At 70.2% G+C, this 25,914-nt stretch carries 22 protein-coding genes and 1 pseudogene; 8 read left to right on the top strand and 15 right to left on the bottom strand.

Going from position 1 to position 25,914, the window contains the following annotated elements; all coding sequences use genetic code 11:
* Positions 1-2: 2 nt before the first annotated feature.
* Positions 3-1,097, bottom strand: a complete 1,095-nt coding sequence (locus ACIBK0_RS35090; protein WP_399088757.1) for a DUF5925 domain-containing protein — start codon at positions 1,095-1,097, stop codon at positions 3-5.
* 168 nt (positions 1,098-1,265) lie between these two features.
* On the opposite strand from ACIBK0_RS35090, the gene ACIBK0_RS35085 reads away from it, so the two are divergent.
* Positions 1,266-2,681: a xylan 1,4-beta-xylosidase gene (locus ACIBK0_RS35085; RefSeq protein WP_399088905.1), complete on the top strand. Its 1,416-nt coding sequence runs from the start codon at positions 1,266-1,268 to the stop codon at positions 2,679-2,681.
* 50 nt (positions 2,682-2,731) lie between these two features.
* On the opposite strand, the gene ACIBK0_RS35080 is transcribed toward ACIBK0_RS35085, so the two are convergent.
* The 7 genes and pseudogenes from ACIBK0_RS35080 to ACIBK0_RS35050 form a co-directional block, all read right to left on the bottom strand.
* Positions 2,732-6,568, bottom strand: a complete 3,837-nt coding sequence (locus ACIBK0_RS35080; protein WP_399088755.1) for a lipopolysaccharide biosynthesis protein — start codon at positions 6,566-6,568, stop codon at positions 2,732-2,734.
* On the bottom strand, positions 6,561-7,358 hold the full coding sequence (locus tag ACIBK0_RS35075) for a polysaccharide deacetylase family protein (protein ID WP_399088753.1): 798 nt from the start codon (positions 7,356-7,358) through the stop codon (positions 6,561-6,563). The genes ACIBK0_RS35080 and ACIBK0_RS35075 overlap by 8 nt, the downstream gene beginning before the upstream one ends.
* Positions 7,355-8,368: a glycosyltransferase family 2 protein gene (locus ACIBK0_RS35070; protein ID WP_399088751.1), complete on the bottom strand. Its 1,014-nt coding sequence runs from the start codon at positions 8,366-8,368 to the stop codon at positions 7,355-7,357. The genes ACIBK0_RS35075 and ACIBK0_RS35070 overlap by 4 nt, the downstream gene beginning before the upstream one ends.
* Positions 8,365-9,183 carry a glycosyltransferase family 2 protein gene (locus tag ACIBK0_RS35065; protein WP_399088749.1) on the bottom strand — a complete coding sequence of 273 codons (819 nt, stop codon included), beginning with the start codon at positions 9,181-9,183 and terminating at the stop codon, positions 8,365-8,367. Before ACIBK0_RS35065 ends, ACIBK0_RS35070 begins: the two co-directional genes overlap by 4 nt.
* 373 nt (positions 9,184-9,556) lie before the next feature.
* On the bottom strand, positions 9,557-10,651 hold the full coding sequence (locus ACIBK0_RS35060) for a GNAT family N-acetyltransferase (RefSeq protein ID WP_399088747.1): 1,095 nt from the start codon (positions 10,649-10,651) through the stop codon (positions 9,557-9,559).
* Position 10,652: 1 nt separating this feature from the next.
* On the bottom strand, positions 10,653-11,078 hold the full coding sequence (locus tag ACIBK0_RS35055; protein ID WP_399088745.1) for a hypothetical protein: 426 nt from the start codon (positions 11,076-11,078) through the stop codon (positions 10,653-10,655).
* A gap of 175 nt (positions 11,079-11,253) precedes the next feature.
* Positions 11,254-11,436 (bottom strand): annotated as a pseudogene (locus tag ACIBK0_RS35050) (S8 family peptidase); the annotation flags it as partial.
* Between the two features lie 190 nt (positions 11,437-11,626).
* Here ACIBK0_RS35050 and ACIBK0_RS35045 point away from each other — a divergent pair.
* Complete coding sequence (locus tag ACIBK0_RS35045; RefSeq protein WP_399088743.1) at positions 11,627-12,436, top strand: SGNH/GDSL hydrolase family protein; 810 nt, start codon at positions 11,627-11,629, stop codon at positions 12,434-12,436.
* Positions 12,437-12,444: 8 nt separating this feature from the next.
* On the opposite strand, the gene ACIBK0_RS35040 is transcribed toward ACIBK0_RS35045, so the two are convergent.
* From ACIBK0_RS35040 to ACIBK0_RS35025, 4 genes are all read right to left on the bottom strand, one after another.
* Entirely contained in the window at positions 12,445-14,088 is a 1,644-nt protein-coding gene (locus ACIBK0_RS35040) for a serine/threonine-protein kinase (RefSeq protein ID WP_399088741.1), read from the bottom strand.
* A gap of 45 nt (positions 14,089-14,133) precedes the next feature.
* Positions 14,134-15,846, bottom strand: a complete 1,713-nt coding sequence (locus tag ACIBK0_RS35035; protein WP_399088739.1) for a nickel transporter — start codon at positions 15,844-15,846, stop codon at positions 14,134-14,136.
* Positions 15,843-17,402: a tetratricopeptide repeat protein gene (locus tag ACIBK0_RS35030; RefSeq protein ID WP_399088737.1), complete on the bottom strand. Its 1,560-nt coding sequence runs from the start codon at positions 17,400-17,402 to the stop codon at positions 15,843-15,845. The genes ACIBK0_RS35035 and ACIBK0_RS35030 overlap by 4 nt, the downstream gene beginning before the upstream one ends.
* A gap of 135 nt (positions 17,403-17,537) precedes the next feature.
* Complete coding sequence (locus ACIBK0_RS35025; RefSeq protein WP_399088735.1) at positions 17,538-19,076, bottom strand: DUF4331 domain-containing protein; 1,539 nt, start codon at positions 19,074-19,076, stop codon at positions 17,538-17,540.
* A 289-nt stretch (positions 19,077-19,365) separates the two neighbouring features.
* Between ACIBK0_RS35025 and ACIBK0_RS35020 the strand changes: the two genes are divergently transcribed.
* From ACIBK0_RS35020 to ACIBK0_RS35005, 4 genes are all read left to right on the top strand, one after another.
* Positions 19,366-19,908 (top strand): sigma-70 family RNA polymerase sigma factor, encoded by a 543-nt coding sequence (locus tag ACIBK0_RS35020; protein ID WP_189191544.1) that lies wholly within the window; start codon positions 19,366-19,368, stop codon positions 19,906-19,908.
* Positions 19,905-20,129: a hypothetical protein gene (locus ACIBK0_RS35015; protein ID WP_399088733.1), complete on the top strand. Its 225-nt coding sequence runs from the start codon at positions 19,905-19,907 to the stop codon at positions 20,127-20,129. Before ACIBK0_RS35020 ends, ACIBK0_RS35015 begins: the two co-directional genes overlap by 4 nt.
* Positions 20,126-20,914 carry an anti-sigma factor domain-containing protein gene (locus tag ACIBK0_RS35010; protein ID WP_399088731.1) on the top strand — a complete coding sequence of 263 codons (789 nt, stop codon included), beginning with the start codon at positions 20,126-20,128 and terminating at the stop codon, positions 20,912-20,914. The genes ACIBK0_RS35015 and ACIBK0_RS35010 overlap by 4 nt, the downstream gene beginning before the upstream one ends.
* A 115-nt stretch (positions 20,915-21,029) precedes the next feature.
* A complete protein-coding gene (locus ACIBK0_RS35005) occupies positions 21,030-21,299 on the top strand; it encodes a hypothetical protein (RefSeq protein WP_399088729.1) in 270 nt (89 codons plus the stop codon).
* 168 nt (positions 21,300-21,467) lie between these two features.
* On the opposite strand, the gene ACIBK0_RS35000 is transcribed toward ACIBK0_RS35005, so the two are convergent.
* Entirely contained in the window at positions 21,468-22,676 is a 1,209-nt protein-coding gene (locus ACIBK0_RS35000) for a CaiB/BaiF CoA transferase family protein (RefSeq protein ID WP_399088727.1), read from the bottom strand.
* 253 nt (positions 22,677-22,929) lie between these two features.
* Between ACIBK0_RS35000 and ACIBK0_RS34995 the strand changes: the two genes are divergently transcribed.
* On the top strand, positions 22,930-23,325 hold the full coding sequence (locus tag ACIBK0_RS34995) for a hypothetical protein (RefSeq protein WP_399088725.1): 396 nt from the start codon (positions 22,930-22,932) through the stop codon (positions 23,323-23,325).
* A gap of 58 nt (positions 23,326-23,383) precedes the next feature.
* Here ACIBK0_RS34995 and ACIBK0_RS34990 read toward each other — a convergent pair whose 3' ends face one another.
* On the bottom strand, positions 23,384-24,166 hold the full coding sequence (locus ACIBK0_RS34990) for an ABC transporter permease (RefSeq protein ID WP_399088723.1): 783 nt from the start codon (positions 24,164-24,166) through the stop codon (positions 23,384-23,386).
* Positions 24,163-25,131, bottom strand: coding sequence for an ATP-binding cassette domain-containing protein (locus ACIBK0_RS34985; protein ID WP_399088721.1), 969 nt, complete (start codon positions 25,129-25,131; stop codon positions 24,163-24,165). Before ACIBK0_RS34985 ends, ACIBK0_RS34990 begins: the two co-directional genes overlap by 4 nt.
* 63 nt (positions 25,132-25,194) lie before the next feature.
* Here ACIBK0_RS34985 and ACIBK0_RS34980 point away from each other — a divergent pair, with 63 nt between their 5' ends.
* On the top strand, positions 25,195-25,908 hold the full coding sequence (locus tag ACIBK0_RS34980) for a TetR/AcrR family transcriptional regulator (RefSeq protein WP_399088719.1): 714 nt from the start codon (positions 25,195-25,197) through the stop codon (positions 25,906-25,908).
* The last annotated feature ends 6 nt before the right edge of the window (positions 25,909-25,914 follow it).

Here is a 25,914-nt window from a genome sequence, read left to right as displayed (position 1 = left end):
AGCTACAGATACAGCCCTGCGTCCGCACCCTCGCGCTGGTCCGGTACCGACGTAGGAGTCGTCCCCCGGCGCAGCGCGTACAGCTCCGCCAAGGTCGCGCCCTCGCGCGAGACGCCCTCCTCGGTGCCCAGCCAGTTCACCGCCTCGCGGCGGGTCAGCGGGCCGACCTCGATGCGGGCGAGGCAGCGGCCGGGGCGGACGACGGCCGGGTGGAGGCGCTCCAGGTCCTCGTTGGTGGTGACGCCCACCAGCACATTGCGCCCCTGTCCCAGCAGCCCGTCCGTGAGGTTGAGCAGGCGCGAGAGCGCCTGACCCGCGGTGTGCTTGGCCTCGCCGCGGATCAGCTCGTCGCAGTCCTCCAGGAGGAGCAGCCGCCAGCGGCCCTTGCCCGTGCCGTCCTCCTCGCCGATCGCGATGTCCATGAGATAGCCGACGTCGGAGAAGAGCCGCTCGGGATCCAGGACGCAGTCGACCTGGCACCAGTCGCGCCAGGAGCGGGCGAGCGTGCGCAGCGCGGAGGTCTTGCCGGTGCCCGGCGGCCCGTGCAACAGCAGCAGACGGCCCGCGATGTCCTCCGGCGTCGTCTTCATCAGGCGGTCCATCGCGTCCGCCACCGGCGCCGTGTAGTTGGGGCGGACCTCTTCCCACGTACCCGCCGAGATCTGGCGTGTCGTGCGGTGCGGGCCCCGGCGCGGCGACACGTACCAGAACCCCATCGTCACGTTCTCCGGCTGCGGCTCCGGCTCGTCCGCCGCGCCGTCCGTCGCCTGGTTCAGTACCTTCTCCGCCAGCTCCTCGCTGGTGGCGGTCACCGTGACGTCGGCGCCGCGGTTCCATCGGGACACCAGGAGGGTCCAGCCGTCGCCCTCGGCGAGGGTCGCGCTGCGGTCGTCGTCGCGGGCGGAGCGCAGTACGCGCGCGCCCGGCGGGAGCAGGGTCGCTCCGGCCCGTACGCGGTCGATGTTCGCCGCGTGCGAGTGTGGCTGCTCGCCCGTCGCGAAGCGGCCGAGGAACAGCGCGTCGACGACGTCCGGCGGTGAGTCGCTGTCGTCGACGTTGAGCCTGATCGGCAGAGCGTCGTGTGGGTTCGCAGACATGCCGCCATGATCCGTCACGCGGGCGCCCCGTGCACCCGGTTTCCGCAGTGCGTCCCGTGTGTCGGCTGTTGTCCACCGCTTCCGGTGTATCCCCCTCCGTCCTGTTACAGGGCTGTGGTGTTACGGGATCTGTCCTACGGCCGATCCCCACCGTTACTGTTGCCCATGATGGGACGTCATGGGTGGAATTCGGGGGCAGGACGGTGGCGGCTCACCGCGCTGCTCGGTGTCGGTGCGGCCGCTCTGGCCCTGGTCGTGACCCTGCTCAACACCCTGCCGGGAGACGGCGGGAGCGCCGCGGGCACGACCCGCGACGGGGACAAGGTGCACGGCACACCGGTCACCCCGCCCGAAACGCCGCGGCCGGAGGTGGGCTGGGGCTTCACCCACACCCAGTTCAGCGCCGACGAGGGTGCCGCCGACGCCACCGAGCGCGTCGAGGGGCTGCTGGAGAAGCAGTCGCTGCCGCAGAACCAGCACATCATGGGCTGGGGCGCGAGCAACCCCGAGCCGTCCAAGGGGCGTTACGACTTCTCCGAGATGGACCGCCGTATCGACTTCATCCGCAAGTCCGGCGGCACCCCGATCGTCACTCTGTGCTGCTCCCCGGACTGGATGAAGGGCGGCAAGTCCGGCGTCACCGACTGGAGCCAGGCAGCCCTGGAGACCGCCCCGGACCGCGCCCATTACAAGGACTTCGCCGCGCTCGCCGCGACCGTCGCCAAGCGCTATCCCGACGTACGGCACTTCATCGTCTGGAACGAGTTCAAGGGCTTCTGGAACGACAGCAAGGCCCGCTGGGACTACGAGGGCTACACCGAGCTCTACAACCTGGTCTACAAGGCCCTGAAGAAGGTCGACAAGGACATCATGGTGGGCGGCCCCTACCTGGTCATGGACAGCTTCGACCCGCGTCAGACGGACAACGCGTCCACCGCCGTGAAGGGCACCTGGGGCGCCATGGACCAGCGCGTCCTCGACGCCTTCGACTACTGGAACAAGAACAAGGTGGGCGCCGACTTCGTCGTCGTGGACGGCTCCAGCTACACCAACGACGACGACATGCTGCCCAATGAGTTCGCCGCCACGGACAAGCTCACGGCCGTCGGGAAGTGGGTGCGTGAGCAGACGCACGACCTGCCGCTGTGGTGGGCCGAGTACTACGTCGAACCGGCCGACGGCAACGACGACCGCAAGGGCTGGTCCGAGATCCACCGTGCCGCCGTACAGGCCGCCGGAATGATCGCGATGGTCAAGGGCGGCGCCTCCTCCGGCTTCTACTGGAACCCGGAGACGGAGAAGGGCGCCGACTGCGCGGGCTGCCTGTGGACGCCGACCGACGGCGCCGACGGCGGGAAGACACTCCCCATGTACGACCTGGTGTCCCGCTTCGGCAAGGAGTTCCCGCCAGGGACCGAGTACGAGACCGTGTCCGTCGCCGCCGACGACGTGCCCAACGTCCGTGTCCTGGCCACCGACAAGGTCGCCCTCGTGGTCAACACCCTGGACCGCTCGATCAGCGCCAAGGTGGACGGCAAGCGGTTCGAGATGCGGGCGTACGAGGTGAAGTGGCTCACCCGGTAAGTCCGGTGAGCCACTTCAGCGCCCGCGTAGGGACGTACTACTTCGTCGTCCTACTTCATCGTCAGGAACCGCTGCACCATCGAAGCCAGCAACACCGCCAGCAGGGGCAGCGAGAACCAGAAGCTGCTCTGCAGCCAGCGCAGCTGCCGCACGCTCGGCCGCACTGCGACCCGTACGACCTCTCGTGCCGTCAGCAGCACGATGAGCGCGATCGCCGCCAGACCACCGACGACCGACCACGGCGTCCAGGTCACCTGGGGCCCGATGGGGCCCGGATCGGCCTTCGGGACCTTGCCCGCGGGCTGTTTGCGCAGCGCGTACATCGTCACGTCGTCGTTGACGAGGACCTTCTTCAGCTCCTGCCGGTCGTCGAGGTTGGTGATCAGCCTCGACTCCCAGCTCGCCGAATAGCCCACGTCCATCTCGAGGTAGACCACCTGGCTGCGGTTGATCATCAGATACGAGTTCGGGCCCGCGTCCTTGAGCGCCTTGACGAGCCCGGACACCAGCACCGGGTCGGCGGGCGCCAGCGTGGGTACGTAGTTCACCTTCTCCATGTCCCGTGCGCCCCACGGCATCGCCGGCGTCACGTTGTCGAGCGTGTCGTTGCTCAGCCACAGCAGCCGTACGGTCGGGTCGTCGTGCTCGTACACGTAGTTCATGGCCGCGACCTCGCCCGGCCTGATCCGCTCGAAGGGCTCGTTGCCCCAACGGGCCACCAGGAAGCCGCCCATGAGGAGCAGGCCCGCCACGAGGGCCGCGAGCGGGGCGAGGCTCACCCGGTCCTTCTCCCGCTCCTTCGCGGTGACGCCGGTGCGCGGGAAGAGGGCGAGACCGGCGAGCAGGGCCGCACCCGGAAGCGCGAACATGAAGACACGCAGGGCCATTTCGCCGCCGTAGGACTGCATGCCGAAGCCCAGGAACGGCACGAAGGTGAGGACGAGCAGCGAGCGCTCCCGGTACTTGTGGTCGCGGCGGCGCCACCAGCCCCAGCAGGCGAAGGCCATCACGCTGCCGGCCAGCAGCACGCGCGTGTAGAGCACGAGCTTGTGGGTCGAACTGCCGCCCTGGATACGGCCGGAGACGGACGAGGACACATTGCCGCCGACGCCGCCGACGCCGCCGAACAGGTCGTTGAAGTGACCCGACCAGTACGGCTCGGCCATGAAGGAGATCCAGACCGAGACCAGCACGGCGAACAGGATCGGCAGGCCGCGCAGTTCGGAGCGGCCGATGAGGACGAGGACCGCGAGCACGCCCAGCATCACGAACGGCGTGAGCTGGTGCGCCGGGACGGTCGCCGCGAACAGCCCTATCAGGATCATGAGGAGGACGGCCCGCTGACGGCGGTTGGCCGGCTCGACCTCCACCTCGCCGGGGCGTGCCTTCGTCCACAGCACGCGCGGCTCCCGGAACCACACGAGCAGGACCGCCACGAAGACCAGATAGAGCAGATATGTGAAGCCCTGCGGCGAGAAGTAGTCCTGTCCGACCCAGCCGCTGAGCACGAAGATCCAGATGCCGGTCCACTTGGCCCGCCAGCTCGCCCGCATCGAGCGCATGAGCAGGAACATCGGTGCCAGGTAGAGGAGTTGGATGGTCAGCGGCCACCAGCGGATGACCTCGGTGAGGTCGGTGACTCCGCAGGCCTTCGCGATGAACGCGGCCGCGGCGAAGAAGCCGGGCCAGCTCCAGCGGGCGTCCAGGTCGGGTACGGCCGAGCCCGTCCGGTCGATGTAGTCGAGGAACCCGAGGTGCTGCCAGGCCGTCGCGAACCGCGGCTCGGTCTCGATCACCGCGGGGAGCGCGTGCAGCGAGACCACGGTGGCGAGCAGGGTGATGAGCAGGAGTCCCTTGTGCTCGCGGTTCATCCAGAGCAGCGAGGCGAAGACCGTGATCAGCAACGCGGCCCCGACCAGGGTCGGCAGCGGCAGGACCGAGATGAGGCCGAGGCCGCCCATGCGGGCGAGGGAGCCGTCGTCGAGACCCACTGCGGGGACCCAGTAGAGGAGTAGTGCGGAGATCAGCAGGCAGCCGAGGACGACACCCGGTTTGGACGGGTGCGTCAAGCGCTCCCGAAGGGATCGGGGTGGGTTGTCCGTCGGCTGCGGTTCCGTTGTGGCTGGTCGCGCCCCCGCGGCGGAGCCGCTTGATGTCACGCCCCGCGCCCCTGCGGGAGCGCTCACCTGCTCGCCCGTCTCGAACGGAGCGTCCACCTCCGGCGCCTCGGACGGGCCCAGGCTGGCCTCCGAACCCGGCTCCCGTGCCTCGACCGGCAGTCCCACCTGCGGCCGCAGCGCCCATGTCGGGCGGTGGTCCGGCCCTGCCGAGGGTGTCCCGGTGGGCGGCGTGCCCGGTCCCGGTCGTACGTCGGGCCTGCGTTCCTGGTGGTCGAAGTCGACGTGGATGCCGAGCGCGAGGGTGTCGGCGTCCAGCTTCTTCGCCCAGGAAGGACTGCTCTTCGTCGCGGGGACCTCGCGCGCCCCCAGGTCGGCGAGGTCCCCGTCCGGCGCCGCGTCCACGGGGACCTCCGCGGGCGGCGCGGTCCGCACGATCTTGTACAGCTTGGGCGCGGCGATCGCCACGATCACCGCGAGGCTGGAGATCTCGGCGACGCCCGCGCCGGTCAGGCCCATGCGCGGCAGCAGGATCACCGTGAGACTCAGCACCAGTACGCACAACAGGCCCTGCAGATAGGCGAGTCCGGAGGTGCGGCTCTGGGCGCGCAGCACCGCGAAGTAGGTCTCCATGACAACCCGCAGCACCGCGCCGACGGCGAACCAGCGCAGCAGCGGGGTCGCCGCGTGCGCGTAGCCCTCGCCGAAGACGTGCAGGATGAACGGTGCGCCGAGGAACAGCAGCCCGCACACCGGCAGCATGATCCGGGCCATCCGCTTGAGCGCGGCCCGAGTGTTGGCGGCCAGCCGCGCCGGGTCGTGCGAGCCCTCGACGGTGAGTGAGGCGCCCATGTTGATGGCGAGCAGGTTGACCGTGCCGCCGATCGTGGTGGTGATGTAGAAGTACGCGTTGTCGGCGGAGCTGACCTGCGAAGCGACGATCACCGGGACCAGGTAGACCACGGCGAGCGAGAAGAGGGATCCGGTGTAGTCGCCGGCCAGGAAGCGCCCGATCTCCCTGAAGGAGGGCGGTTTCGCGCGCTCCTCGGTCGCCTTGATGTGCCGGGGCACCAGGCGCCGGAAGACCAGCAGTCCGAGCGGCACCACTGACAGGGTGATCGCCGCCACCCAGGAGACGAAGACGCCCGTGGTGGGGATCGCGGCGGCGAGGCCGACGAGCAGCAGCAGTTTCGCCGCGGAGAACACGGTGTTGCCCACCGGCACCCACAGCGCGCTGCGGAGCCCGGTCAGCACACCGTCCTGGAGCGTCAGCAGCGACCAGGTGACGACCGCGAGGATGAAGCCGAGGCCGTTGAGCGGCCCGTGCAGAAAGCGGTACGAGGGTCCCCACAGGTTCAGGGTGAGCAGGAAGACCACGGCGGCCAGCGCCACGACCACCGAACTGCCCGCGTACGTGCGGAGGATGAGTCGTCCGGTGGCACGCCCGGCGACGGGGATGAAGCGGGCCAGGGCGCCCGTCAGCGTCACCGCGGTGAGGCCCGCGAGGAGCTTCATCGCGGCGATCGCGGCGGAGCCCTGGCCGACCGCCGACTCGGAGTAGTAGCGGGCGGCGACCAGCCAGTAGCCGAGCCCGAGCACCGCGGAGATCCCGGTGTTCAGCATCAGGGCGTAGGCGTTGCGGAACAGCTGGTTGCCCCCTCCAGCACCCTTGCGGCCCCTGCCGGGCAGACGGAGGCGGCGCCCCGACTGCTGCTCGGGTGCCTCGGTCGTGGGTGTGGAAGCCTGGGTTGTGGTCGTCGTGTCAGACACGGGAACGGATGGCCTTCCGGCGGACCTGTCGTGCTCTTCGGACCATGGCGTACCCCTTGGTGAGGGCGCGGTCCCGGGCGAAGTTGCGAGCGATCGCACGGCCTTCGACCAGCCGCTCGAACTCCTCGATACCGGTGCTGCGGCGCACGGTGACGCGCTGCAGGGCGTACGGGCCCTGCTGGCGCCGCGCGAGGTCGTTGCCGACGGCGAGCGACTGGGCGAACCCCGCCTCGCGCACCGTACGGCGCACCCGGCGGCTGGAGTAGCCGTACGGGTACGCGAACGAAACGGGGCGGGCACCCAGTTCCTCGGCGATGATCTCCTTGCAGCGCAGCAGCTCGAACCAGAGTGCGTCGTCGGGGAGCTGGTCCATCTGCGGGTGCGTGTGGCTGTGCCCGCCGATCTCGACCTGCTCCTCGGCGAGCCTGCGCACCTGGTCCCAGTCCAGCATGGTGTCGAGGCCGCCCCCGGTGTCGTACGCGCCCTTGATCCACCCCGTCGAGACGAACAGCGTGGAGGCGAAGCCGTGCTTGGCGAGCACGGGCAGGCCGTGGCGGTGCACGCCCTCGTAGCCGTCGTCGAAGGTGATCAGGACGGGACGCGCCGGCAGTGGGCCACCGGATCGCCAGCCGGCCGCCAACCGGGCCGTGTCGACCGGGGTGAAGCCGCGATCGTCGAGCAGCGCCATCTGCTCGGCGAAGGCCTCGGGCGCGACGGAGAGTGCGCGGGTCGCGTCGTTGGGCGCGCTCGCGATCGAGTGGTACATGAGAATCGGCACAGGTTCGCTCATGCTGAAGCCCCCTCGCCGTCCGGGACCTCCTCGATCTCCACCACGGAGAAGGTGGCGCCACCCCTGCGCGCCCGGACGCTCCCGAGTACGTACCCACCGGCCGCCGTCAGAACCCCGGCCAGGATGGCGCCCGCCCGGCCCGCGCCGCCCGGACGGGCGAGCACCGCGTCACGCAGCCCGCGCGCGACGCCGGCGGGCAGGACGCGGGTCGCATAGCGGCGCTCCGACTCGAGTCCCTTGTCGGAGCCGACGCTTCGGGCGACGAGCGCCTTGGACAGGCCCTCGGCGTACGCGCGCGTGCGGAAGTACCCGAAGTGCTCGCGCGCCTCGGGCACCCGGTGATGGATGACCGCCCGGTCGTCGATCAGCAGGATCGCGTCCGGTTTGGCGCGGGTGAGGCGGATGCACAGCTCCGTCTCTTCGCAGCCCAGCGGACGCTTGTCGCCGTCACGGCCGATGCCGGTCGCGAAACCGCCCGCCGCGTCGAACGCCGTACGACGGAAAGAAGCGTTTCCGCCGAGGACGTTGCGGACCTGTACGCGGCCCTGCGGCAGCCCCTTGTACGTGCAGCCCACCACCCAGTCGAACTCCTCCGGGAACCAGGCCGGGCGGCGGCCCGACGCCCAGATCGGCATCGTACGGCCGCCGACGGCCATGACACGTGGGTCCGCGTACCCCGCGGCGAAGTGCCGCAGCCAGTCCCGCTCGGCCACGGCGTCGTCGTCGAGGAACGCGATGATCTCGCCGCGCGAGGCGGCGATCCCGGTGTTGCGGCCCGCGGACAGCCCGCGGGGGCCCGCGTTGGCGAGCACCCGCACCCCGTCGGTCTCCTTGTACTCCCTGGTCAGCCGCTCCAGGAGCGTGGCGTTGTGGTCCACGACCAGGAGCGTCTCCAGGGCGGGCAGGGACTGCGCCCGCACCGAGGAGACCGCCGCGAGGATGTCCTCCCAGCGGTCCTCGGTGTAGACGCAGACGACCACCGAGATGCGCGCGATGTGCGGCCCGCTCAAGACACCTCTCCCTGGCCCGAGTTGAGTTGCGCGGCGTGCGGCCTGCGGCGCAGCGCGCGCCGGTTGGAGCGCTCCTTGAGGATCACCTTGAGCACCCGGAACCCGTCCCGCACGGCGCGCAGATTGCTGGTGCCGTGGATGCGGAGGTACTCGTGGCTGGGTATCTCCTGCACCTTGAGCCCCGCCTTGACCACCCGGATGTTCATCAGGGTCTCGACCTCGAAGCCGGTGCAGTCGAGGTCGATCTTGTCGAGGCAGTGCCGCCAGAACGCGTTGTATCCATAGCAGAGGTCGGTGTAGCGGGCGCCGAACTTGGCGTTGACGACCGCGCACAGCACGTGGTTGCCGAGCTTGCGGATCGGTGTCATGTCGGACGTGCCGCCGCCGTTGGCGAAGCGGGAGCCCTTGGCGAAGTCCGCCCCGGACACCAGCGCGGAGACGTACGACACGATCTCGTTGCCGTCGGCCGAGCCGTCCGCGTCGACCATCACGATGATGTCGCCGGTGCACGCCTCGAATCCGGTGATCAGGGCGTCGCCCTTGCCCTTTCCGCGCTGCTCGACGACCTTGACGTCCGGCCACAGCTCGCGGGCCACTTCGACGGTGTTGTCGGTGGAATTGCCGTCCACAAGAACCACTTCGTGAATCCAGCCGGGAAGGGTCTTGAAGACGTACGGGAGATTCTCGGCCTCATTCATGGCGGGAATCACGACACTCACCGGTGGCGCGATGGCCAGGTGAGAGGAGATGGGCCGGTACTTGCTGGCCATTAACGGATCTTGGCCCGAAAAGGCTGGGCGCAGGACTGAGCTCATGAGTCTGGTCCCTCTCGTCCGGTGGACCGCCCGCCCCTGGGCAGTCCGGCTCTTTGTCCGGTTCGAAAGGGGGGTTCTCACTTACGGCATGACGAAATGGATCTCCGTGCCTGCCGGGTGAGCTGGCAAAGCTGGCCGGCTTTCGGAAAAGCGGAAGCCGGTCGCGCGGCACGACTCGGCACAGATGTGGTCACCGAGCACGGCACCCCCCTACCGCGCCCCGCGCCGGGCCCTCTTCGCGATCTTGAGCCCTCCCCTAGATCGCACGAGCAAGATGGACCGATGCGGGTGAGATGTATGACGGTATTGACGATTGCGTCCCTATGGCAAGACCTGGAACGAGGCCTCACCTTTTTGTTGGTATGGCCGTTACCTAACACCTCGAACGGATTTTCCCCATCCGTTTGAGCATCCTGTCGGCCGGCTCGAACAGCTGCGGCCGAGACAGCACCGCATTGCGCAGTGCCCGGGCCGGGGCGCGGTGCGCCCGGTGCCCGAATGCGACGGGATGACGTCGTGTCACCCACCCCTCGGACACGGAAAGATCCCGTGTCTTGAGGGAGTCCTTGTAATCCTTCTGGCCCCGCCCAAGATCCACATATGCAATTCCGTCGGCGGCGGCCGCCTCGGCCATGCGTAAATGCAGGATCAGGCCGGGGGAGTATCTCGCGAACGCCGGGTCATACGCCGGGAACCAGCACGCCATGACCCTTTCGGTGCGCAGCCCGAAGTGTGCGGCGACCGGCTTGCCGTCCGCGTACAGCACCGAAAGGAGCCCGGCGAAGGGTTCGGAGCGGGTGTGGTAGAGCTGCTGGGCCAGGTGGCTGATCCAGGAGTGCGCGAAGCGGTCGCTGCGCCCGGTCCTGCGGTACTGCCCGGACTTCCAGTCGATCAGTGTGCGCAGCATCGCCGGGTCGCGCTCGTCGTGCACGTAGCGCACCGCGCCGGCGTCCCGGCCGAGCCTGCGCTCCTTGGCGAGGGTGGTCCGGGTGAACTTGGGCGACCGGGCTCGCAGTCGGCGCAGATACGTTTCGTAGCCCTGGTCGAGGTCCATGACCGGGGACGGGAAGGTGCCGGAGGCTCCCGCCTCGAACGGCTCCTGGCCTTCCACCAGATGGTCGAACTCCCAGACAGCGAGCCCGCAGGCCCGCAGCAGGTCATGGGCCTGCCAGGTGAAACCGGGGCGGTGCACGAGGCCCTGGCAGTCGGTGACGCCGAGGCCGACGGCCCGTCCGACGCCGGTGGTGGTTCTCTGGAACGGGAAGAACGCCGCCGGCTCGCCGCCCTCGCGTACCACCGCGATCCGTACGCCGCGTCTGCAGCGGCCCACCGCGAGCGTGAACTCCGGCGAGAGGAACGGGTTCGCCAGCCCCGGCGAGCCGTTCAGGTGGGCCTTGGACTGGAAATCGGTCCAGGCCGCCCGGTCGGCTGCGCTCAGCTCACCCGGGCGGTACACGCTGATGTCCACGTCAGGAGGCCCGTGTTCCCGCCGTACGGCCGCGGATGCGCCGTACCAGCACCAGCAGGAGAATGACGCTGCTGATCGCGGTCACGGCTGCGATCCCGCCCCGGACCGACCAGCGGTGCACGGCCAGCATGCCCTGGGCCACCAGCATGTTGACGACGACCGCGCCCGCGACCGATGCCAGGATGCGGCCGAACGGTTCCAGCCCGCGCAGCGCGGCCGCGATGGCGACCGACGGCGCCGCGAGCAGGAAGAACAGCGTGAACGGTCCGCGCAGCGGTGAGTCGACATCGGCGAGCGCGAGGACCGCACCGACCACCCCGACCACCGTCGCGGCACCCGCGAGCAGCGGCAACAGGTCCCTCCCCGGATCCTGTCCCGACCGCTCCGCGTCCCCTGATGAAGGTGTCTTGATGCGTATGGTCTGCATTGGCGACTTTGCCCCCTGAAGCGCCGGATGCCGGGCTTCAATGTCGCGCAGTGGCCGGGGGGTAGTCAAGATGCGGAAGACGCTCGTGCGGGTTCTCGGCCTCCTTTGAACGGGTGTTCCCTGGAGGCGCCGACTGCCTCCGGGAACTGCCAGCCAGGTCAGGCGAGTTGGCGCACTACGACACGATCTTCAGGAGCTTGTTCGGCGAGTCGGTGCCCGCACTGGTGACCGCGCCGGAGGTGGCGCCGTTCACCAGGGCCGCGGCGACCTGCGCCGGGGTCGCGGAGGTGTGGCCCGCGAGGTGGACGGCGACCGCGCCCGCGACGTCCTGGGTGGCGATCGAGGTGCCCGAGCGCGTCGCGATCGATCGGTGTGCTCAAGGGAGTTGACGCCTTGGCGCATGGGTGCCATGTACACGCAATCGAACGCATGGTGAATGCGCAGGGTGGGAACCGGTAGGGGCCGAAAAGTCTTGGCATGGACACTTCCAGTCAACACGCGTAGCTGCTACGACAGTTGTGGCAGAGATCCTGCTAAAGGGAGGTTCCATGAGACGTTCCCGAATTACGGCATACGTGACCTCACTCCTCCTCGCCGTCGGTTTCGCCCTCACCGGGGCGGCGACAGCGCAGGCGTCCCAAACCGCCGTGACCACCGGCTACGTGGCCCTCGGCGACTCCTACTCCTCCGGTGTCGGCTCGGGCAGTTACATCAGTTCCAGCGGCGACTGCAAGCGCAGCACGAAGGCGTACCCCTATCTCTGGGCTGCCGCCCACTCGCCCTCGTCCTTCGACTTCACCGCCTGCTCGGGTGCTCGCACGGGTGATGTCCTGGCGAACCAGCTGGGCCCGCTCAACTCCTCCACCGGCCTCGTCTCGATCAGCATCGGCGGCAATGACGCGGGCTTCTCCGACGTCATGACGACGTGTGTGCTCCAGTCCGACAGTTCCTGCCTCGCGCGGATCGCCACGGCGAAGGCATACGTCGACTCGACGCTCCCCGGCCAACTCGACACCGTCTACTCGGCGATCAGCGCGAAAGCCCCGGCCGCCCATGTGGTCGTCATCGGCTACCCCCGCTTCTACAAGCTGAGTGGCTCCTGCGTGGCGGGCCTCTCGGAGACCAAGCGGTCCGCGATCAACGGCGCGGCCGACTACCTGGACAGTGCGATCGCCAAGCGCGCCGCCGACCACGGCTTCACCTTCGGCGACGTCAGAGGCACCTTCACCGGCCATGAGATCTGCTCCAGCGACGCCTGGCTGCACAGCCTCAACTGGCTGAACATCGGCGAGTCCTACCACCCGACCGCGGCCGGCCAGTCCGGCGGGTATCTGCCGGTCTTCAACGGCGTGGCTTGAACATCCGCCTAGGGTGACGTGGAAGCGGAGGCCTCGTCCGTCGGGGTCTCCGTCGCGCAAGTGATCGAGAATGGCACGGAGTTGGACGTCACACGGACGGGACTGCGGACCTCCACGCTGATCTCGTTCTGGAACGTCCCGCTCGTGTCGTACGTCGACGCCACCACCGTCTTCTGCTGGGTCCTGCCGCCCCCGGCGGGGAACGAGAGCGTCTTCCATCCCGGGTCGGTGACATCGCCCGACTTCGTCACCCAGCGGTACTCGACGTCCACCGGTACGCGGCCCACCGTGAACGTCGCGGTGAAGGCGGGTGCCTGGTCGGCGGGCGGCGGACAGGCACCGGAGTAGTCGGTGTGCCGGCCCGTGATCGTCACCTGTACGGATTGGGCGGGCGGGGGCGTGGTCGTATGGCCGCCGCCGGGAGCGCTTGTGGAGGGACTTCCCCCACCGGCCGCGCCGGTGCTGCCGTTCCCACTGCTGCTGTGTCCTCCACCGGAACTTCCGCCGCTGGATGCCTTGTCGGGGCCGCTGTTGCTGGTGCTGGCGCTCCCGCCGTTGCCGCTGTCTCCGCCGTCGCGGTTCAGCAGGGCGTACGTCAGTCCGCCGAGGGCGAGTGCGAGCGCGACCATGCCCGCGATCAGGACGACGGCGGCGCGGCGATTGCGGGCGGGCTCGGGGGTGGTGGCGGTCGCGGGCAGGGTGGCCGAGGCCGGCCCGAACCCAGGCTGTGGCGTGGGTCCGGGCGGAGGCTGGGGGAACGCCGCGCGCGTCTCCGTGTTGAAGGGGCCGGGGGACGGTACGCCCAGGGGCGGAGCGGGCGGTGTGCCACCAGCGGCGACGATCCGCAGTTCGTGCTCGGCCTCTTCGGCGCCCAACCGCTCGGCCGGGTCCTTGGCGAGCAGCCTCTCGATCACGGGGCCCAGGGAGCCCGCGCGGCGGGGCGTCGGAAGCGGCTCGTCGACGATGGCCCGCAGTGTGCTCAGCGGGGTGTTCTGACGGAAGGGCGAGTTTCCCTCGACGGCCGCGTACAGGAGCACCCCGAGTGACCACAGGTCCGACTCGGGTCCGGGTGTGCGGCCCAACGCCCGCTCCGGAGCCAGGAATTCGGGTGAGCCGATGACCTCGCCGGTCATCGTCAGCGCGGAACTGCCCTCGACCATCGCGATACCGAAGTCCGTGAGGACGATCCGTCCGTCGTTCGCCATCAGGACGTTGCCCGGCTTCACGTCGCGGTGCAGGACCCCCGCTTCGTGCGCGGCACGCAGCGCGGCGAGCACCTCGGCGCCTATGTGCGCGGCCCGCTGCGGGGACAGCGGGCCCTCGGCGTCCAGCAGATCGGAGAGGGCGAGGCCACGGATCACCTCCATCACGATCCAGGGCCGGCCGTCCTCGGTGGCCACGTCGTACACCGTCACCACATTGCGGTTCGAGACGCGGGCGGCGGCCCAGGCCTCGCGTTCCAGCCGCGCGTACATCCGCTCGACCTCGTGCGCCGGAAGTCCGGCCGGGGCGCGGACCTCCTTGACGGCGACCTCGCGCTGCAGCACTTCGTCGCGGGCGCGCCACACCGTTCCCATGCCGCCCTCGCCCAAGGGCGACAGCAGACGGTAGCGCCCCGCGATCACACGCTCACTGCCCGGATCTTCGGACACGTGCGTCCCCCATTCGCATCCGCGCGATTTCTCCACAAAAGTAGCTCAGCCGAGTGCGGATGCCGCCCCCTTGAACACCAATCCGGCCCCAAGCGCTACGACGACGAACGCCGATCCCAGCGGTGCGCTCCTGCGCAACAGGGCCACGACGCGTCCCTCGGCCCACCGCGGGCGCTGGGCCAGAGCCCGGGTCACCCCGCCGCCCAGCTTGACGACGGCGAAACCGGCCGCCGTGAGCGTCAGGGCGAGCCCGACGCCGTACGCGAGGACGAGAAGGAGACCGAACCAGGCCTGTCCCAGGGCCGCGGCGCCGACGAGCACGACGACGGCGGACGGGCTGGGCACGAGCCCTCCGGCGAAGCCGAGGAGGATCGTGCCGCGGACGGTGGGGGCGATGGAGTGGGTGTGGGTGAAGCCGCCATGTGTGTGTTCGAGGGTGGGGGAGGGGGCGGCGGGGGTGTGCGTGTATGCATGCGGGCGGCCTTGGGGGTGGGGTCCGCCGTTGGTGTCCGTCGCGGGGGATGCGTGGGCGTGCGCGAGGACCAAGGGACGTTCGTGTTCTTCTGCGTGCTCGCGGGGGTGGTGGTCGTGGTCGTGCGGGTGTCCGTGATCGTGGGCCTGGTCGTGGTCGTGGGCGTGGTCGTGATCGTGCGTGTGTCCGTCGTCATGGCCGTGATCGTGGGTATGTCCGTGACCATGGGAGTGCCCGTGCGCGTGCCCGTGCGGGCGGCTGCGCCAGGCCCGGCGTACGAGCGTCACGCCCGCGGTCGTCACCAGGGCGCCGCTCGCGATCCCCAGCCACGCGATCACGGACGGCGTCGCCGCTGAACCGGCCGTGACCAGGAGGCCGAGGGCGACGACGCCCAGGGTGTGAGTGACCGTCACGGAGGCGGCCAGGGGCAGCACGTCCTTCAGGCGCGCCGTGCCCCCGCGTGCCGCCGCCGTCGCGGCCATCAGGGTCTTGCCGTGGCCCGGCGCGAGCGCGTGCATCGCGCCCAGGCCCACCGAGATGAGCAGGGCGAGCGCGGCGAAACCGAACGTCAGATCATGGCGGGCCACCAGCCCGTCGAGCGCCTGGGTCCAGCGGTCGGCGCCGCGCGGCAGTACGATGGCGGCCGGCGCGTCCCGCCGCTCCTCGACGAGGGCGGGGCCGCCGGGGCGGATCCGCACAGACGCCTTCGCGGTGTCGGCCGGCGAGGAGAGCAGCGCCTTGGGGTAGTCGGTCAGCTCCTTGGACACCGACTTCTTCGGTACGTCCGACGAGGTGAGCGTCATCCGGTCGCCGCGCGCGGTGATCTCGCGCCAGCCGGGCCCCCGGTCGGCCCCGGCGCTGTGGAAGCCGAGGGAAACGGTGTCCCCCTTGGGCAACGGCGCCGTCAACCGGCACTCCACACGCAGGGTGTTGAGACCCGCCTGCCCGGGCCGCACGCGCGCGTGGCTCGCGCCGACCGTCAGCGGCACCTCGCGCCCGGCCACGGTGACCTCGCTGCCGCGTGCCGCCGACGCGCACCGCTCGCGGGCCCAGTCCGCCATGCCGAGCTTCTTTATCTGCGGCTGGGCCTGTGTGGCCGGGATCTCCGCGAGGTCCTCGACGTGATCGACCCGCAACTGCCCCGGGGCGGCGACAAGTCCGTCGTACCGATTCACGGTGAAGTTGCCGAGCGGGTGCGCGCTCGCGGCCCCGCAGGGCACGAACACGAGTGCGCAGGCGGCCGTGAGGACGGCCGCGCAGGAGGCGAGGACGCGACGGGTCTTCACTTCGCGGCCTCCAGTGCCTTACGGGCCCCATGGGCGCCCAGCGGTGAGAAGCCAGGGTTCAGGTCGAGGGCCGAAGTCAGCGAGGCACGGGCCTCCTTCGGGTGGCCGGTGGCGCGCTCGATCATGCCGCGGTGGTAGAGAAAGGACGCGTTGCGGTAGCCGGTGGCCGTCGCCCGGCGGGCATACTGCAGGGCTTCCGCGTCGCGGCCGTTGACGTGCAGGGCCCAGGCGAGCGCGTCCGCGGTGTGCACGGTGTGGCGGCGGGCCCACTCCGCACGGGCCGCCTTCAGCGCGGCCTCGCGGTCGCCGTGGTCGGCGGCGGCCAGAGCGGTGTCGAGGTCGGCGTTGACGCCGTTGGCGCGGGCCAGCGAGACCCAGGCGTTCACCAGGGAGTACTGATCACGGGCCTTCCGGGCGTCGCCCTTCTTGCCGCGCGCCTCATACAACTCTCCCAGTTCCACAAGAGGTTGGGGCAGCGGATAGCGGTCCACGATCCGCTCCATGCCACGGATCGCCGTCGCGCGGTCCCCTCGCGCCGCCTGCGCGCGGGCGCGGCCTTCGAGCGCGGGGAGGTAGGTGTCGTCGGCGCCGAGCGCCCGTGCGTAGTAGGTGAGCGCCGTGCCGTACTCGCCCTGGCTCCACGCGAGTTGGCCGAGCGCGGTCGCCACGTACGAGACGTCGCCGCGGGTCGTCGCCGTAGTGAGCGCCTGCTGAAGGACCCGGCGGGCGGTCTTCACATCGCCGCGCAGCTCGTGCACATAGGCGTACCGCGTGAAGACGGGCACGCCCGGGTGGCGCGAGTCGGCCACGTCGGCGGCCTTCGAGGCCTCGTCGTAGCGCCCGAGTTCGACCAGGGCGTCGACGCGGGAGCACAGGGCGCGCTCGTTGTACGGGTTCTCCTTCAGTACCTTGTCCGCGTACTTGAGGGCGCCGGTGAAGTCGTGCCGGGCCGCGGCTAGGGCGGCGCGCCCCGCGAGCGCGGACTCGTTGGCGGGGCGCAGTTCCAGGGATCGGTCCAGCGCCTGCTCGGCCTGAGGATACCGGGAGGGATCGCCCTTGGTGCGGGCCTGCTCCACATACGCGAGCCCGAGCGTCGCCCAGCCGCCGAAGTCCTTGGGCTGGGCCTTGAGATGGGCCTGCAGAGAGGTGATGCTCGCGTCCAGATCCCCGCCGGCGAGCAGCTGTGGTGATATGCCGGTGGGCGCGGATGCCACGGTGGAGGTCGTTCCGTCGTCCCGGACGGCCCCGAGCACCACCGCACCCGCGCTGAGCGCGACGGCCAACGCGGCGGAGCAGGCGATGAGTTGGGCCGCACGCCAGCGTCGCTGAGACGCCGACAGCCGTCGCACAGCGGCGACGCGCTCGTCGGCGGGCGCTTCCGGGGCCCCGACCGTGCCGATGCCGGGGGCCTCAGCGGCCTCCACGGTGCCTGCGGCGGGTGCTTCCGAGGCCTCCACGGTGCCTGTGCCGGGCGCTTCCGCGGCCCCCACGGCGCCCGTGTCGGGCGTGGCCTCCTCGGCGTCCGGCGTCGCGCTCTCGTTCGTACGCGGGGACATGCCCTCTCCTCAAGATCCTTGGCGGAAACGGTCGTTACGGGGGTGGGGGCGGCGCGGCCCGCACCGTGGGGGATGGGTACGTGCGGGCCGCGCCAGTCGGTGAGCCGGGCCGCGGGGCCCGGCTGTGCTGCCGGGTCAGTAGGCCCGGTTGTGCATCCGTCGGCGCCACCACATGAGGCCGGTGGCGATCAGCAGGAACCCGGCCGCGCCCGCCGCCGCGGAGGCCGCGATCAGCGTGGTGTCGGTGCCGCTGCCGGAGGAGCCCGCGGGCTTCAGCGCGTCACCGAGCTGGTTGCGCACGTCGGTCCCGCTGGTGGTGCCCTTGGCGAGCGCTCCGCGCGAACCCGAGGTCGGCTCGGCCACGTACGGGAAGTAGTTCTCGAACTTCTTGTCGTTCTTGTCGACCGCGTCGCCCAAGTCGTTCTTGGAACCGACCAGTTCACCCTCGACGACCTGGAGCGAGGCGTCGATCACGTCGTCGGTGAGCCGACGTCCGTTCGGGAAGCCCGCGTTGTCGCCGTCGAGCACTCCGAGCCGCTTGGGATGCATGGTGGGCTTGATCGAGGTGTTGAGCCGCAGCTCCTCCGCCGGGCGCACGTTGGGCGGCTGGTTGAGGCCCTTCACGCCCTTCAGGAACACATCGACCAGGTCATTGCGGGGTTCCGTGGGAGCCTTGATCTTGTAGATCGCCTCGATGAGCTTCGGCAGCTCCGGGTTGGTCACGTTCTTCAGGAACTGACCGTCGTTCCACGGCGCGGACGCGTTGAACTTGTCCTTGTCCTTCTGCGGGTTGACGACCTCGTTGACCAGCGGCATGCCGAGCCGGGAGACCTGCGTCCAGTCGCCGTGCGTGTCCTTGCGCTGGGTGGTGGACCAGATGCCGACGATCGGCTGTCCGGCCGACTCGCGGATCATGTCGTTCGGGACCTGCAGGGCTATCGAGTTGACGTTGTAGCCCTTGAGGGTGTCCCGCCCGACCTCGGTCAGGTTCCCGCCGTACAGCAGGTCGAAGACGCGCAGGTCCAGGAAGAACGGGTCGTCCGCCTGCCCGGCGAACGTCGTGGAACCGCCCGCGAGCTTGTAAACGGCCTGGTCGCGCAGCTTGCCGTAGTCCGGCATCGATGCCTTGCCGACGTTCGACGGGGCCACCGGAACGTCGTCGGCGACCTTCGTGCGCGACACCAGCTTCTGGTTGTGCAGCCGCAGCAGATCGATGTCGTACGTCTGCGTGATGTTCAGGTCGGGGTCGTCGAGGCTGGTGACCGGACCCGTGTTGTAGAGGAAGGTGTCGCCGTTCTTGCGGTGCGTCTTGAAGGTGTAGCGGTAGATCAACTCACCTTGTGCGTCACCGTTGTTGTCGATATGGATGTCGTACTGGGCGTCGTCGGCGAAGGTGTAGAAGTTCGGTCCGCCGGCCGGTTCCTCGAAGGGAATCCAGTTCGCCACGACGGTCGTGGTGTTGGGCTTGTCGGGGCTCACGAACGCGTACACGTCCGTGTTGTCGTACTGGGGCTGCCCCGAGATCAGGGGGGCCTCCCGGTGGCTGGAGGCGGAGGCCGCCCCCGGTTCCAGCGCGGTCATGCCGGCGGCTGCGAGCCCCCCGGCGGCCAGCGCACCACATACGAGGGTCGCGAGACTCCTGCGTCCCGCGCCGCTCCTGGAGAAAGGTGTCATGCCGTCCGTCCTCACGTCCCAATTGCCTGACGCACGCCATTCGGAGCGGTCGCCGGGGTGGATTGGTCGAATCCCAAACGTTCTTACGGCGGCTTGGTCGGCTTGTTTCATCGACGAGCTCGTTTGTTCGTTCGCCGGCGGACCCGGGAACTGTTCGGCGGCAGTCTCAGAACTGTTCGGAGACGGACCCGCGTTTTCGGTTCGCTGATCCGTAACCCCATCCGTAGACACGCTCGCTGCGAACACGTAGGGGAAAGGACGGGCCGTGTGCGGCCGGAGAGGGGGACGGGTGGAGGCGGACGAACTTCTGGTGCTCGTGGCCGGAGGTGACCAGAAGGCATTCGAGGAGTTGTACGGACTGGTGTCCGGGCCGGTGTTCGGACTGGTGCGCCGGGTGGTCCGGGACCCCGCCCAGACGGAGGAGGTGGCCCAGGAGGTGCTGCTCGAACTCTGGCGCTCCGCCGCGCGGTTCGACCCCGGACGCGGCAGTGCCCTGTCCTGGATCCTCACCCTCGCGCACCGCCGCGCCGTCGACCGGGTCCGCAGCGCCCGCGCGGCCACCGAACGCGAGCAGCGCGAGGGGCGGCGGGCCCATCACCCCGCCTTCGACCAGGTCGCCGAGGAGGTCGAGGCCGGGCTCGAACGCGAGTGGGTGCGCCGCTGCCTGGACCGACTCACCGCCCTGCAACGCCAGTCCGTCACCCTCGCCTACTACGACGGCTACACGTACCGTGAAGTGGCCGAACGGCTCAAGCTGCCCCTCGGCACCGTCAAGACCCGTATGCGCGACGGCCTCACGCGCCTGCGCGAATGCCTGGGAGGTGCCGCATGAGCGCCCTGTACCGCGTGGCCGCCCCAACGGACCGCCTCGACTGCTCCGCGGACCACGGCGACGGCTCCGCGCACCGCGGCGACCGCTGCGTGCTGCGCCTCCGCGACGCCCTGGACCTCAGGGGCGGGAGCCGGAACCGGCGGACCGGCGCCTTGGACCGCCTCGGCCGGGCTCCGCACCGGCCGGGCAACGTCCCGGAGCGCTCGGGAGGCATCGCATGAGCCTGCTCGACCGCTTCCTGCGCCGCGATCTGCACTCGCTCGCCGCCCCCTATGCCCTCGACGCCCTCGAACCCGACGAGCGCCGCCGCTTCGAACGCCATCTGAGTGGCTGTGGGCGCTGCACCGCCGAGGTGCGGGCGCTGACCGAGGACGCGGTGCGGCTCGCCTGGTCGACGGCGGCACCGGCGCCGGCCGCGCTGCGGGACCGGGTGCTGACCGCCGTACGCACCACAGCGCAGGAGGCGCCGCGTCAGGAGGCACTACGCGCGCGTGCTCCTCTGCAGCCCTCACGCGCGCGTGCCCCCCGCTTCCGTCCCCTTCTCGCCCCGCTCGCCACCACCACGGCCGCCGCGGCCCTCGTCGTCGCGTCCCTGTTCGCCGTACAGGCGACACAGACCCAGGACAAGCTCGACCAGGAGCGCGCCCAGGCACGTGAGATCGCCCACGTTCTCGCGGCGCCCGACGCACGCGCGACCAGTGAACGGGACGCACACGGACGCGGAATCGGAGTGGTGGCCTCCGCGTCGGAGCGGCGCGCCGTCGTGACGGTGAGCGGACTCGGTACTCCCTCCGGGGGGCGGGTGCACCAGCTGTGGCTCATGCGCCCCAACGAGAATCCGCGCTCCCTCGGGCTCTTCGACGGCGACACGCCCTTGGTCGCCGACGGACTGAATACGAATGCCACGTCACTCGCTGTGACCGTCGAACCTCACGGAGGCTCAGTCCAGCCCACCACTACACCAGTTGTCCAACTCGCCCTGGAATCGGTTGGATTCGGAGAGTGATCGTCAACACCCTTACGGGGAAGGTGAATCCTGTGCCCGCGATACACGAGTGCCACGAGGGAGCGATAGGGTTAGCCTGCCCGGGCCGGGTGGACTCGTACGGGTGGGGAGTGACATGGAACAGATAACAGTGCGCAGCAGGGCACGTGTCCCTGCGATCACCTGCGGGAGCAGCGCGACCAGTTCGCGCCTCGACCGCCATCTCGCGGTGCTGGGCGGCCCTGCCATCCCGCAGCGCGAAACGGCCGAGGCGACCTCGCTGATGCGTGAGCTCACCGCGCGTGACACCGCGCACGACAGCAGCGGAAGGGTCGCGCGGGTGAGGCGGGTCTCGCTCTTCGCACCACTCAAGCGGCTGCGTCGTACGCTCTTCGGCAGCCGCTGAGCAGCACTTCGACACCGGCATTCCACGACCCGCGCTCCGGCGAACCCACCGACCCGGCGCCACGCTGCACTTCCGCGTCCGTCATCCCCACGGCAGGCAGCGGCGCCCGGTGGGTCACCATGCCGGGCGCGGGTCACCACACTCGGCAGGTTGTCGCGCCCGGCACGCTCAGCGGGCCACCCCGTCCCGCACCAACTCCGTGACGTCCGCATCCGTCATCCCCAGCGACCGCAACACCGCCCCGGTGTGTTCCCCGAGCCGGGGAACGGCCCCCATTCGCGCCTCTTCCCCACCCGGCAGCGTGATCGGCGGCAGCAACGCCCGCAGCGGCCCCACCGGTGACCCCACTGTCCGCCATCGGTCCCTGGCCGCCAGCTGCGGATGCTCCGCCACGTCCCGTACGTCCCTCAGGCGGGCGCAGGCGATGCCCGCCCCCTCCAGCCGGGCCACGGCCTCGTCGGCGCGGAGCACGCCCAGCGCCTTCGCCACCAGCGCGTCCGTGCGCTCCCGGTTCTCGACACGCGCCGCGTTCGTCGCGTACGCCGGATCGTCCGCCAACTCCGGCTCGCCCAATACCCGCTCGGCGAGCCGTCGCCACTCCCGGTCGTTCTGCACCGACAGCAACACCCGCCCGCCGTCCTCCGTCGGATAGGCGTCGTACGGCGCGATGACGGCGTGCGCGAGGCCCGTACGCGCCGGGGGTGTTCCCCCGTGCATCGCATGGTGCAGCGGATGCCCCATCCACTCGGCGAGCGACTCCAGCATCGACACCTCCACCGGCCCCCCGCGCCCGGTCGTGCCGCGCCGCACCAGCGCTGCGAGCACCCCCGAGAACGCGTACATGGCCGCCGCGATGTCCGCCGCCGGGATCCCCGCCTTCACCGGCTGCTCCGGTGTCCCCGTCGCCGACACCAGCCCGGCCTCGCACTGCACGAGCATGTCGTACGCGCGTTTGTCGGCGTACGGTCCCGAGTCCCCGTACCCGGAAATGTCCACGGCGATGAGTCGTGGATGTGTGGCGCACAGCGTCGCCGCGTCCAGGCCGAGCCGCGCCGCCGCACCCTGGGCGAGGTTCTGTACGAACACGTCCGCGTCCGCGACCAGACGGCGTACGACGTCGAGCCCCCGCGGGTCCTTCAGATCGAGGGCGACGGACTCCTTGCCCCGGTTGCACCACACGAAGTGCGAGGCGAGTCCGGCGGCCGCGGTGTCGTATCCGCGGGCGAAGTCCCCGCCGTCGATCCGCTCAACCTTGACGACCCGGGCGCCGAGATCGGCGAGCTGGCGGGTTGCGAAGGGCGCGGCTACGGCCTGCTCGACGGCGACGACGGTGATGCCCTCCAAGGGCAGGGGGAGTGGCTGCATGCGCTGGATCATGGCCTGTGGGTAAGACCTTTGTCATGCGTGGATGTCGACTGTCATGCGTGGATGTCGACGGGGCAATCTTCTGGGGCCGCGGTGGCTGATCGTTTGCACGATTCATTGGTCGATGCACCCAACCTCACCCGGAGGTGCGCGTGTGTGACCTGCACGACCAGCATGAACACGAGTCGACGACCGCGAGCGGCCAGGCGCTGAGCCGCCGCCGCATCAGCGGCTGCTCGGCGCGGCCGGAGTCACCACCGCCGCGATGACCGCCGTGACCTCCCTCGGCGTCGCCGGTCACGGCGGCACCCTGCTCGGCACCGAGATGCACACCTGGTCCACCGCGTCCTGCGCGGCCGCGGCCCCCGGTCAAACTGCCGTCGTCGCCGCCCAGTACCTCGCGGCGACCGCCGTCGACCTGCTCACTCAGCCGGAGCGGCTCAGGGCGATCAAGGGCGAGTCCAAGGAGCGGACGAAGGACGTCGACTGGAAGACGGCGCTTCCGGACGGCTACGAGACGCCGATGTACGAGCCCCCGGAGTGGTTCCTCAAGAAGACCGGCCAGAAGTGGCCGCCGAAGAGCATCACTTGGTCCCCCAAGAGGGTGGTGTTCCAGGAGAGGTTCTCGTCCCTCGGTTCCGAACTCGCCGGTCAGAGGTAGGGGGTCGAGGTCCGGGGGCAGTGGCTCGGTGACCAGATGTGGGCATTGCGCACGCCGCTCACCGTCCGCCGGTCGCGTACCGGCGGACGGCCGCCGGCAGGAACGCCGCGATCAGCACCGCGCACCACATCAGCGACGCGGCCACGGGGTGGGCCACGGGCCAGGCGGCCCCCTCGGGCACGGGGGCGTTCCCGAACAGGTCCCGCAGCGCGGTGGTGACGGCACTGATCGGGTTCCACTCGGCGATCACGCGCAGCCAGCCCGGCAGATTGTCGGTGGGGATGTACGCGTTGGACAGCAGAGGCAGCATGAAGGTCGCGCTGCCCAGTTGGCCGGCGGCCTCCTCGCTCCGGGAGAGGAGGCCGAGGAAGATCCCGATCCACGTGGCCGCGAACCGGAACAGCAGCAACAGCCCTACGGCGCCCGCCGCTTCGAGTGCCGAGCCCTCGATCCGCCAGCCGACCGCGAGTCCGACGAGCAGCAGCGGTACCGTCCCGGCGGCCGTGACGACCAGGTCCGCCACCGCCTGCCCGAGCGGGACGGCCGCACGGCTCATGGGCAGCGTGCGGAAGCGGTCCATCACACCCCGGTGCGAGTCCTGGGCCGCCTGGAACATGCCTGTCATGATCCCGTTGGCCGCGGTCGCCACCAGCAACCCCGGTACGAGGAAGGCGCGGTACTCCTCGCCGGGCATCGCGAGAGCGCTGCCGAAGACGTACCCGAAGAACAGCAGCATGGTGATGGGCATGGTCTGGGTGAGGATCGCCAGGCCCGGATTGTTGCGGATCCGCCGCAGCTGGCGGCCCAGCATCGCGGTCCCGTCGTATGCCAACGTACTCATGTCACGAGCTCCTTGCGGCCGGTCGGGGCTTCGTTCCGGCCTTCGGTGAGTCGGAGGAAGACGTCGTCGAGGGTCGGCGGGCGCAGGGCGGCGTCGAGCAGCGGCACGCCCGCCGCGTCGAGTTCGCGGACGAGCCGGGGCAGCGTCAGCGTCGGGTCGGTGGTGACGGCGCCCACCACGTGCCGCTCCTGGTCGAACGTGGGCTCGCGGCCGGTGAGTCGGTCCAGCACTGCGGCCGCCTGAACCATGGCGTCCGCGTGGGCGACGACGACTTCGGCGTACGAGCCGATGAGCGCCTTGAGTTCGGCGGGCGAGCCGGAGTGGGCGACCCTTCCGTGGTCCACGAGGACGATGTCGTCGGCCAGTTGGTCGGCCTCCTCCAGGTACTGCGTGGTCAGCAGCACGGTCGTGCCCTCGCGCGTCAGCGCACGCACGGCCGCCCAGATCTGATTGCGGCTGGCGGGGTCGAGCCCGGTGGTGGGCTCGTCCAGGAAGAGCACCGCAGGGCGCCGGATCAGACTCGCCGCCAGGTCGAGCCGGCGCCGCATGCCGCCGGAGTAGGTGGACGCCGACCGGTCGGCGGCCTCGGCCAGCCCGAAGCGGTCGAGAAGCTCGGCGGCCCGTACCCCCGCGTCCCGCACGCGGTGCAGCTTCGCGAAGAGCCGCAGGTTCTGGCGCCCGGTGAGGTCGCCGTCGACCGAGGCGTACTGCCCGGTGACCCCGATGCTCCGGCGGACGGCCGCGGCCTCCCGCGCGAGATCGTGCCCGGCGACACGCGCGGACCCTGCGTCGGGTCGCAGCAGTGTGGTGAGCAACCGTACGGCCGTGGTCTTGCCCGCGCCGTTCGGTCCCAGCACTCCGCAGACCGTGCCCTGTGCCACGGCCAGGTCCAGGCCGCGCACGGCATGGACGTCCTCGAAGCGTTTCTCCAGCCCTTCACTAAGTACAGCGTACGTAGTAGTCATGGGGTGACCATAGCGCACTACGTACGCCGTACGTAACTAGGATGGTCGCGAGGTGATCGACCAATGGCAGGGCGCAACGCCGTACCCGAAGTGATCTGGGCTCGTCCCGAGCGCGCGGGCCGTGGTCCGCGGCCGGCGTACAGCCGTGCGGACATCGCGGCCGTCGCCGTGCGGATCGCGGACACGGAGGGGCTCGACGCGGTCTCGATGCGGCGTGTGGCCGCCGAGCTGGGCTGCGGCACGATGTCGCTCTACAACTACGTGCCGCGCAAGGAGGACCTGTACGAGCTGATGGTCGACGCCATCAGCGGCGAGCACGACATTCAGGAGCCCTCGGGCGACTGGCGCGCCGACATGCTCCGGGTCGCCCGTCAGACCCGTGCCCTCATGCACCGACACACCTGGCTGCCGGGTCTCATGTCCCCGGTCTACGGCTTCAGCCCCAACGCCCTGCGCTACCTGGAGCACTGCCTTGCCTGCCTCGACCCGCTGGAGGCGCGGTACGGCACGAAGTTCGAGCTGATCGCCATGGTCAACGGGGTCGTGACGACCTACGTCGGCAATGAACTGGCCACCGCCGAACGCTCCCGTTCGCTGCCCTGGTCGGAGGAGCAGGAGAACGCGGTCCGGATCGCCTATCTGGGGTCGCAGATGGCGACCGGCGCCTATCCGCGTATGGCCGCGGCCTTCATGCAGGACGCCGGGCCCATCGACCTGGAGGCGGTGTTCGAGCGGGCGCTGGGGCGGGTCCTCGACGCGTTCGAGCCGAAGGGCTAGGGCCTG

Source organism: Streptomyces sp. NPDC050564 (assembly GCF_044457265.1).
Lineage (GTDB): Bacteria > Actinomycetota > Actinomycetes > Streptomycetales > Streptomycetaceae > Streptomyces.
This window is presented reverse-complemented; position numbering and strand designations above follow the sequence as displayed.

What these genes read in the sequence shown, in the direction of transcription:
- ACIBK0_RS35090 (WP_399088757.1), bottom strand. Translation starts at nt 1,097, where the DNA reads ATGTCTGCGAACCCACACGACGCTCTGCCGATCAGGCTCAACGTCGAC.
- ACIBK0_RS35085 (WP_399088905.1), top strand. Translation starts at nt 1,266, where the DNA reads ATGGGACGTCATGGGTGGAATTCGGGGGCAGGACGGTGGCGGCTCACC.
- ACIBK0_RS35075 (WP_399088753.1), bottom strand. Translation starts at nt 7,358, where the DNA reads ATGAGCGAACCTGTGCCGATTCTCATGTACCACTCGATCGCGAGCGCG.
- ACIBK0_RS35065 (WP_399088749.1), bottom strand. Translation starts at nt 9,183, where the DNA reads ATGAGCTCAGTCCTGCGCCCAGCCTTTTCGGGCCAAGATCCGTTAATG.
- ACIBK0_RS35055 (WP_399088745.1), bottom strand. Translation starts at nt 11,078, where the DNA reads ATGCAGACCATACGCATCAAGACACCTTCATCAGGGGACGCGGAGCGG.
- ACIBK0_RS35045 (WP_399088743.1), top strand. Translation starts at nt 11,627, where the DNA reads ATGAGACGTTCCCGAATTACGGCATACGTGACCTCACTCCTCCTCGCC.
- ACIBK0_RS35030 (WP_399088737.1), bottom strand. Translation starts at nt 17,402, where the DNA reads ATGTCCCCGCGTACGAACGAGAGCGCGACGCCGGACGCCGAGGAGGCC.
- ACIBK0_RS35025 (WP_399088735.1), bottom strand. Translation starts at nt 19,076, where the DNA reads ATGACACCTTTCTCCAGGAGCGGCGCGGGACGCAGGAGTCTCGCGACC.
- ACIBK0_RS35015 (WP_399088733.1), top strand. Translation starts at nt 19,905, where the DNA reads ATGAGCGCCCTGTACCGCGTGGCCGCCCCAACGGACCGCCTCGACTGC.
- ACIBK0_RS35010 (WP_399088731.1), top strand. Translation starts at nt 20,126, where the DNA reads ATGAGCCTGCTCGACCGCTTCCTGCGCCGCGATCTGCACTCGCTCGCC.
- ACIBK0_RS35005 (WP_399088729.1), top strand. Translation starts at nt 21,030, where the DNA reads ATGGAACAGATAACAGTGCGCAGCAGGGCACGTGTCCCTGCGATCACC.
- ACIBK0_RS35000 (WP_399088727.1), bottom strand. Translation starts at nt 22,676, where the DNA reads ATGATCCAGCGCATGCAGCCACTCCCCCTGCCCTTGGAGGGCATCACC.
- ACIBK0_RS34995 (WP_399088725.1), top strand. Translation starts at nt 22,930, where the DNA reads ATGACCGCCGTGACCTCCCTCGGCGTCGCCGGTCACGGCGGCACCCTG.
- ACIBK0_RS34990 (WP_399088723.1), bottom strand. Translation starts at nt 24,166, where the DNA reads ATGAGTACGTTGGCATACGACGGGACCGCGATGCTGGGCCGCCAGCTG.
- ACIBK0_RS34985 (WP_399088721.1), bottom strand. Translation starts at nt 25,131, where the DNA reads ATGACTACTACGTACGCTGTACTTAGTGAAGGGCTGGAGAAACGCTTC.
- ACIBK0_RS34980 (WP_399088719.1), top strand. Translation starts at nt 25,195, where the DNA reads ATGGCAGGGCGCAACGCCGTACCCGAAGTGATCTGGGCTCGTCCCGAG.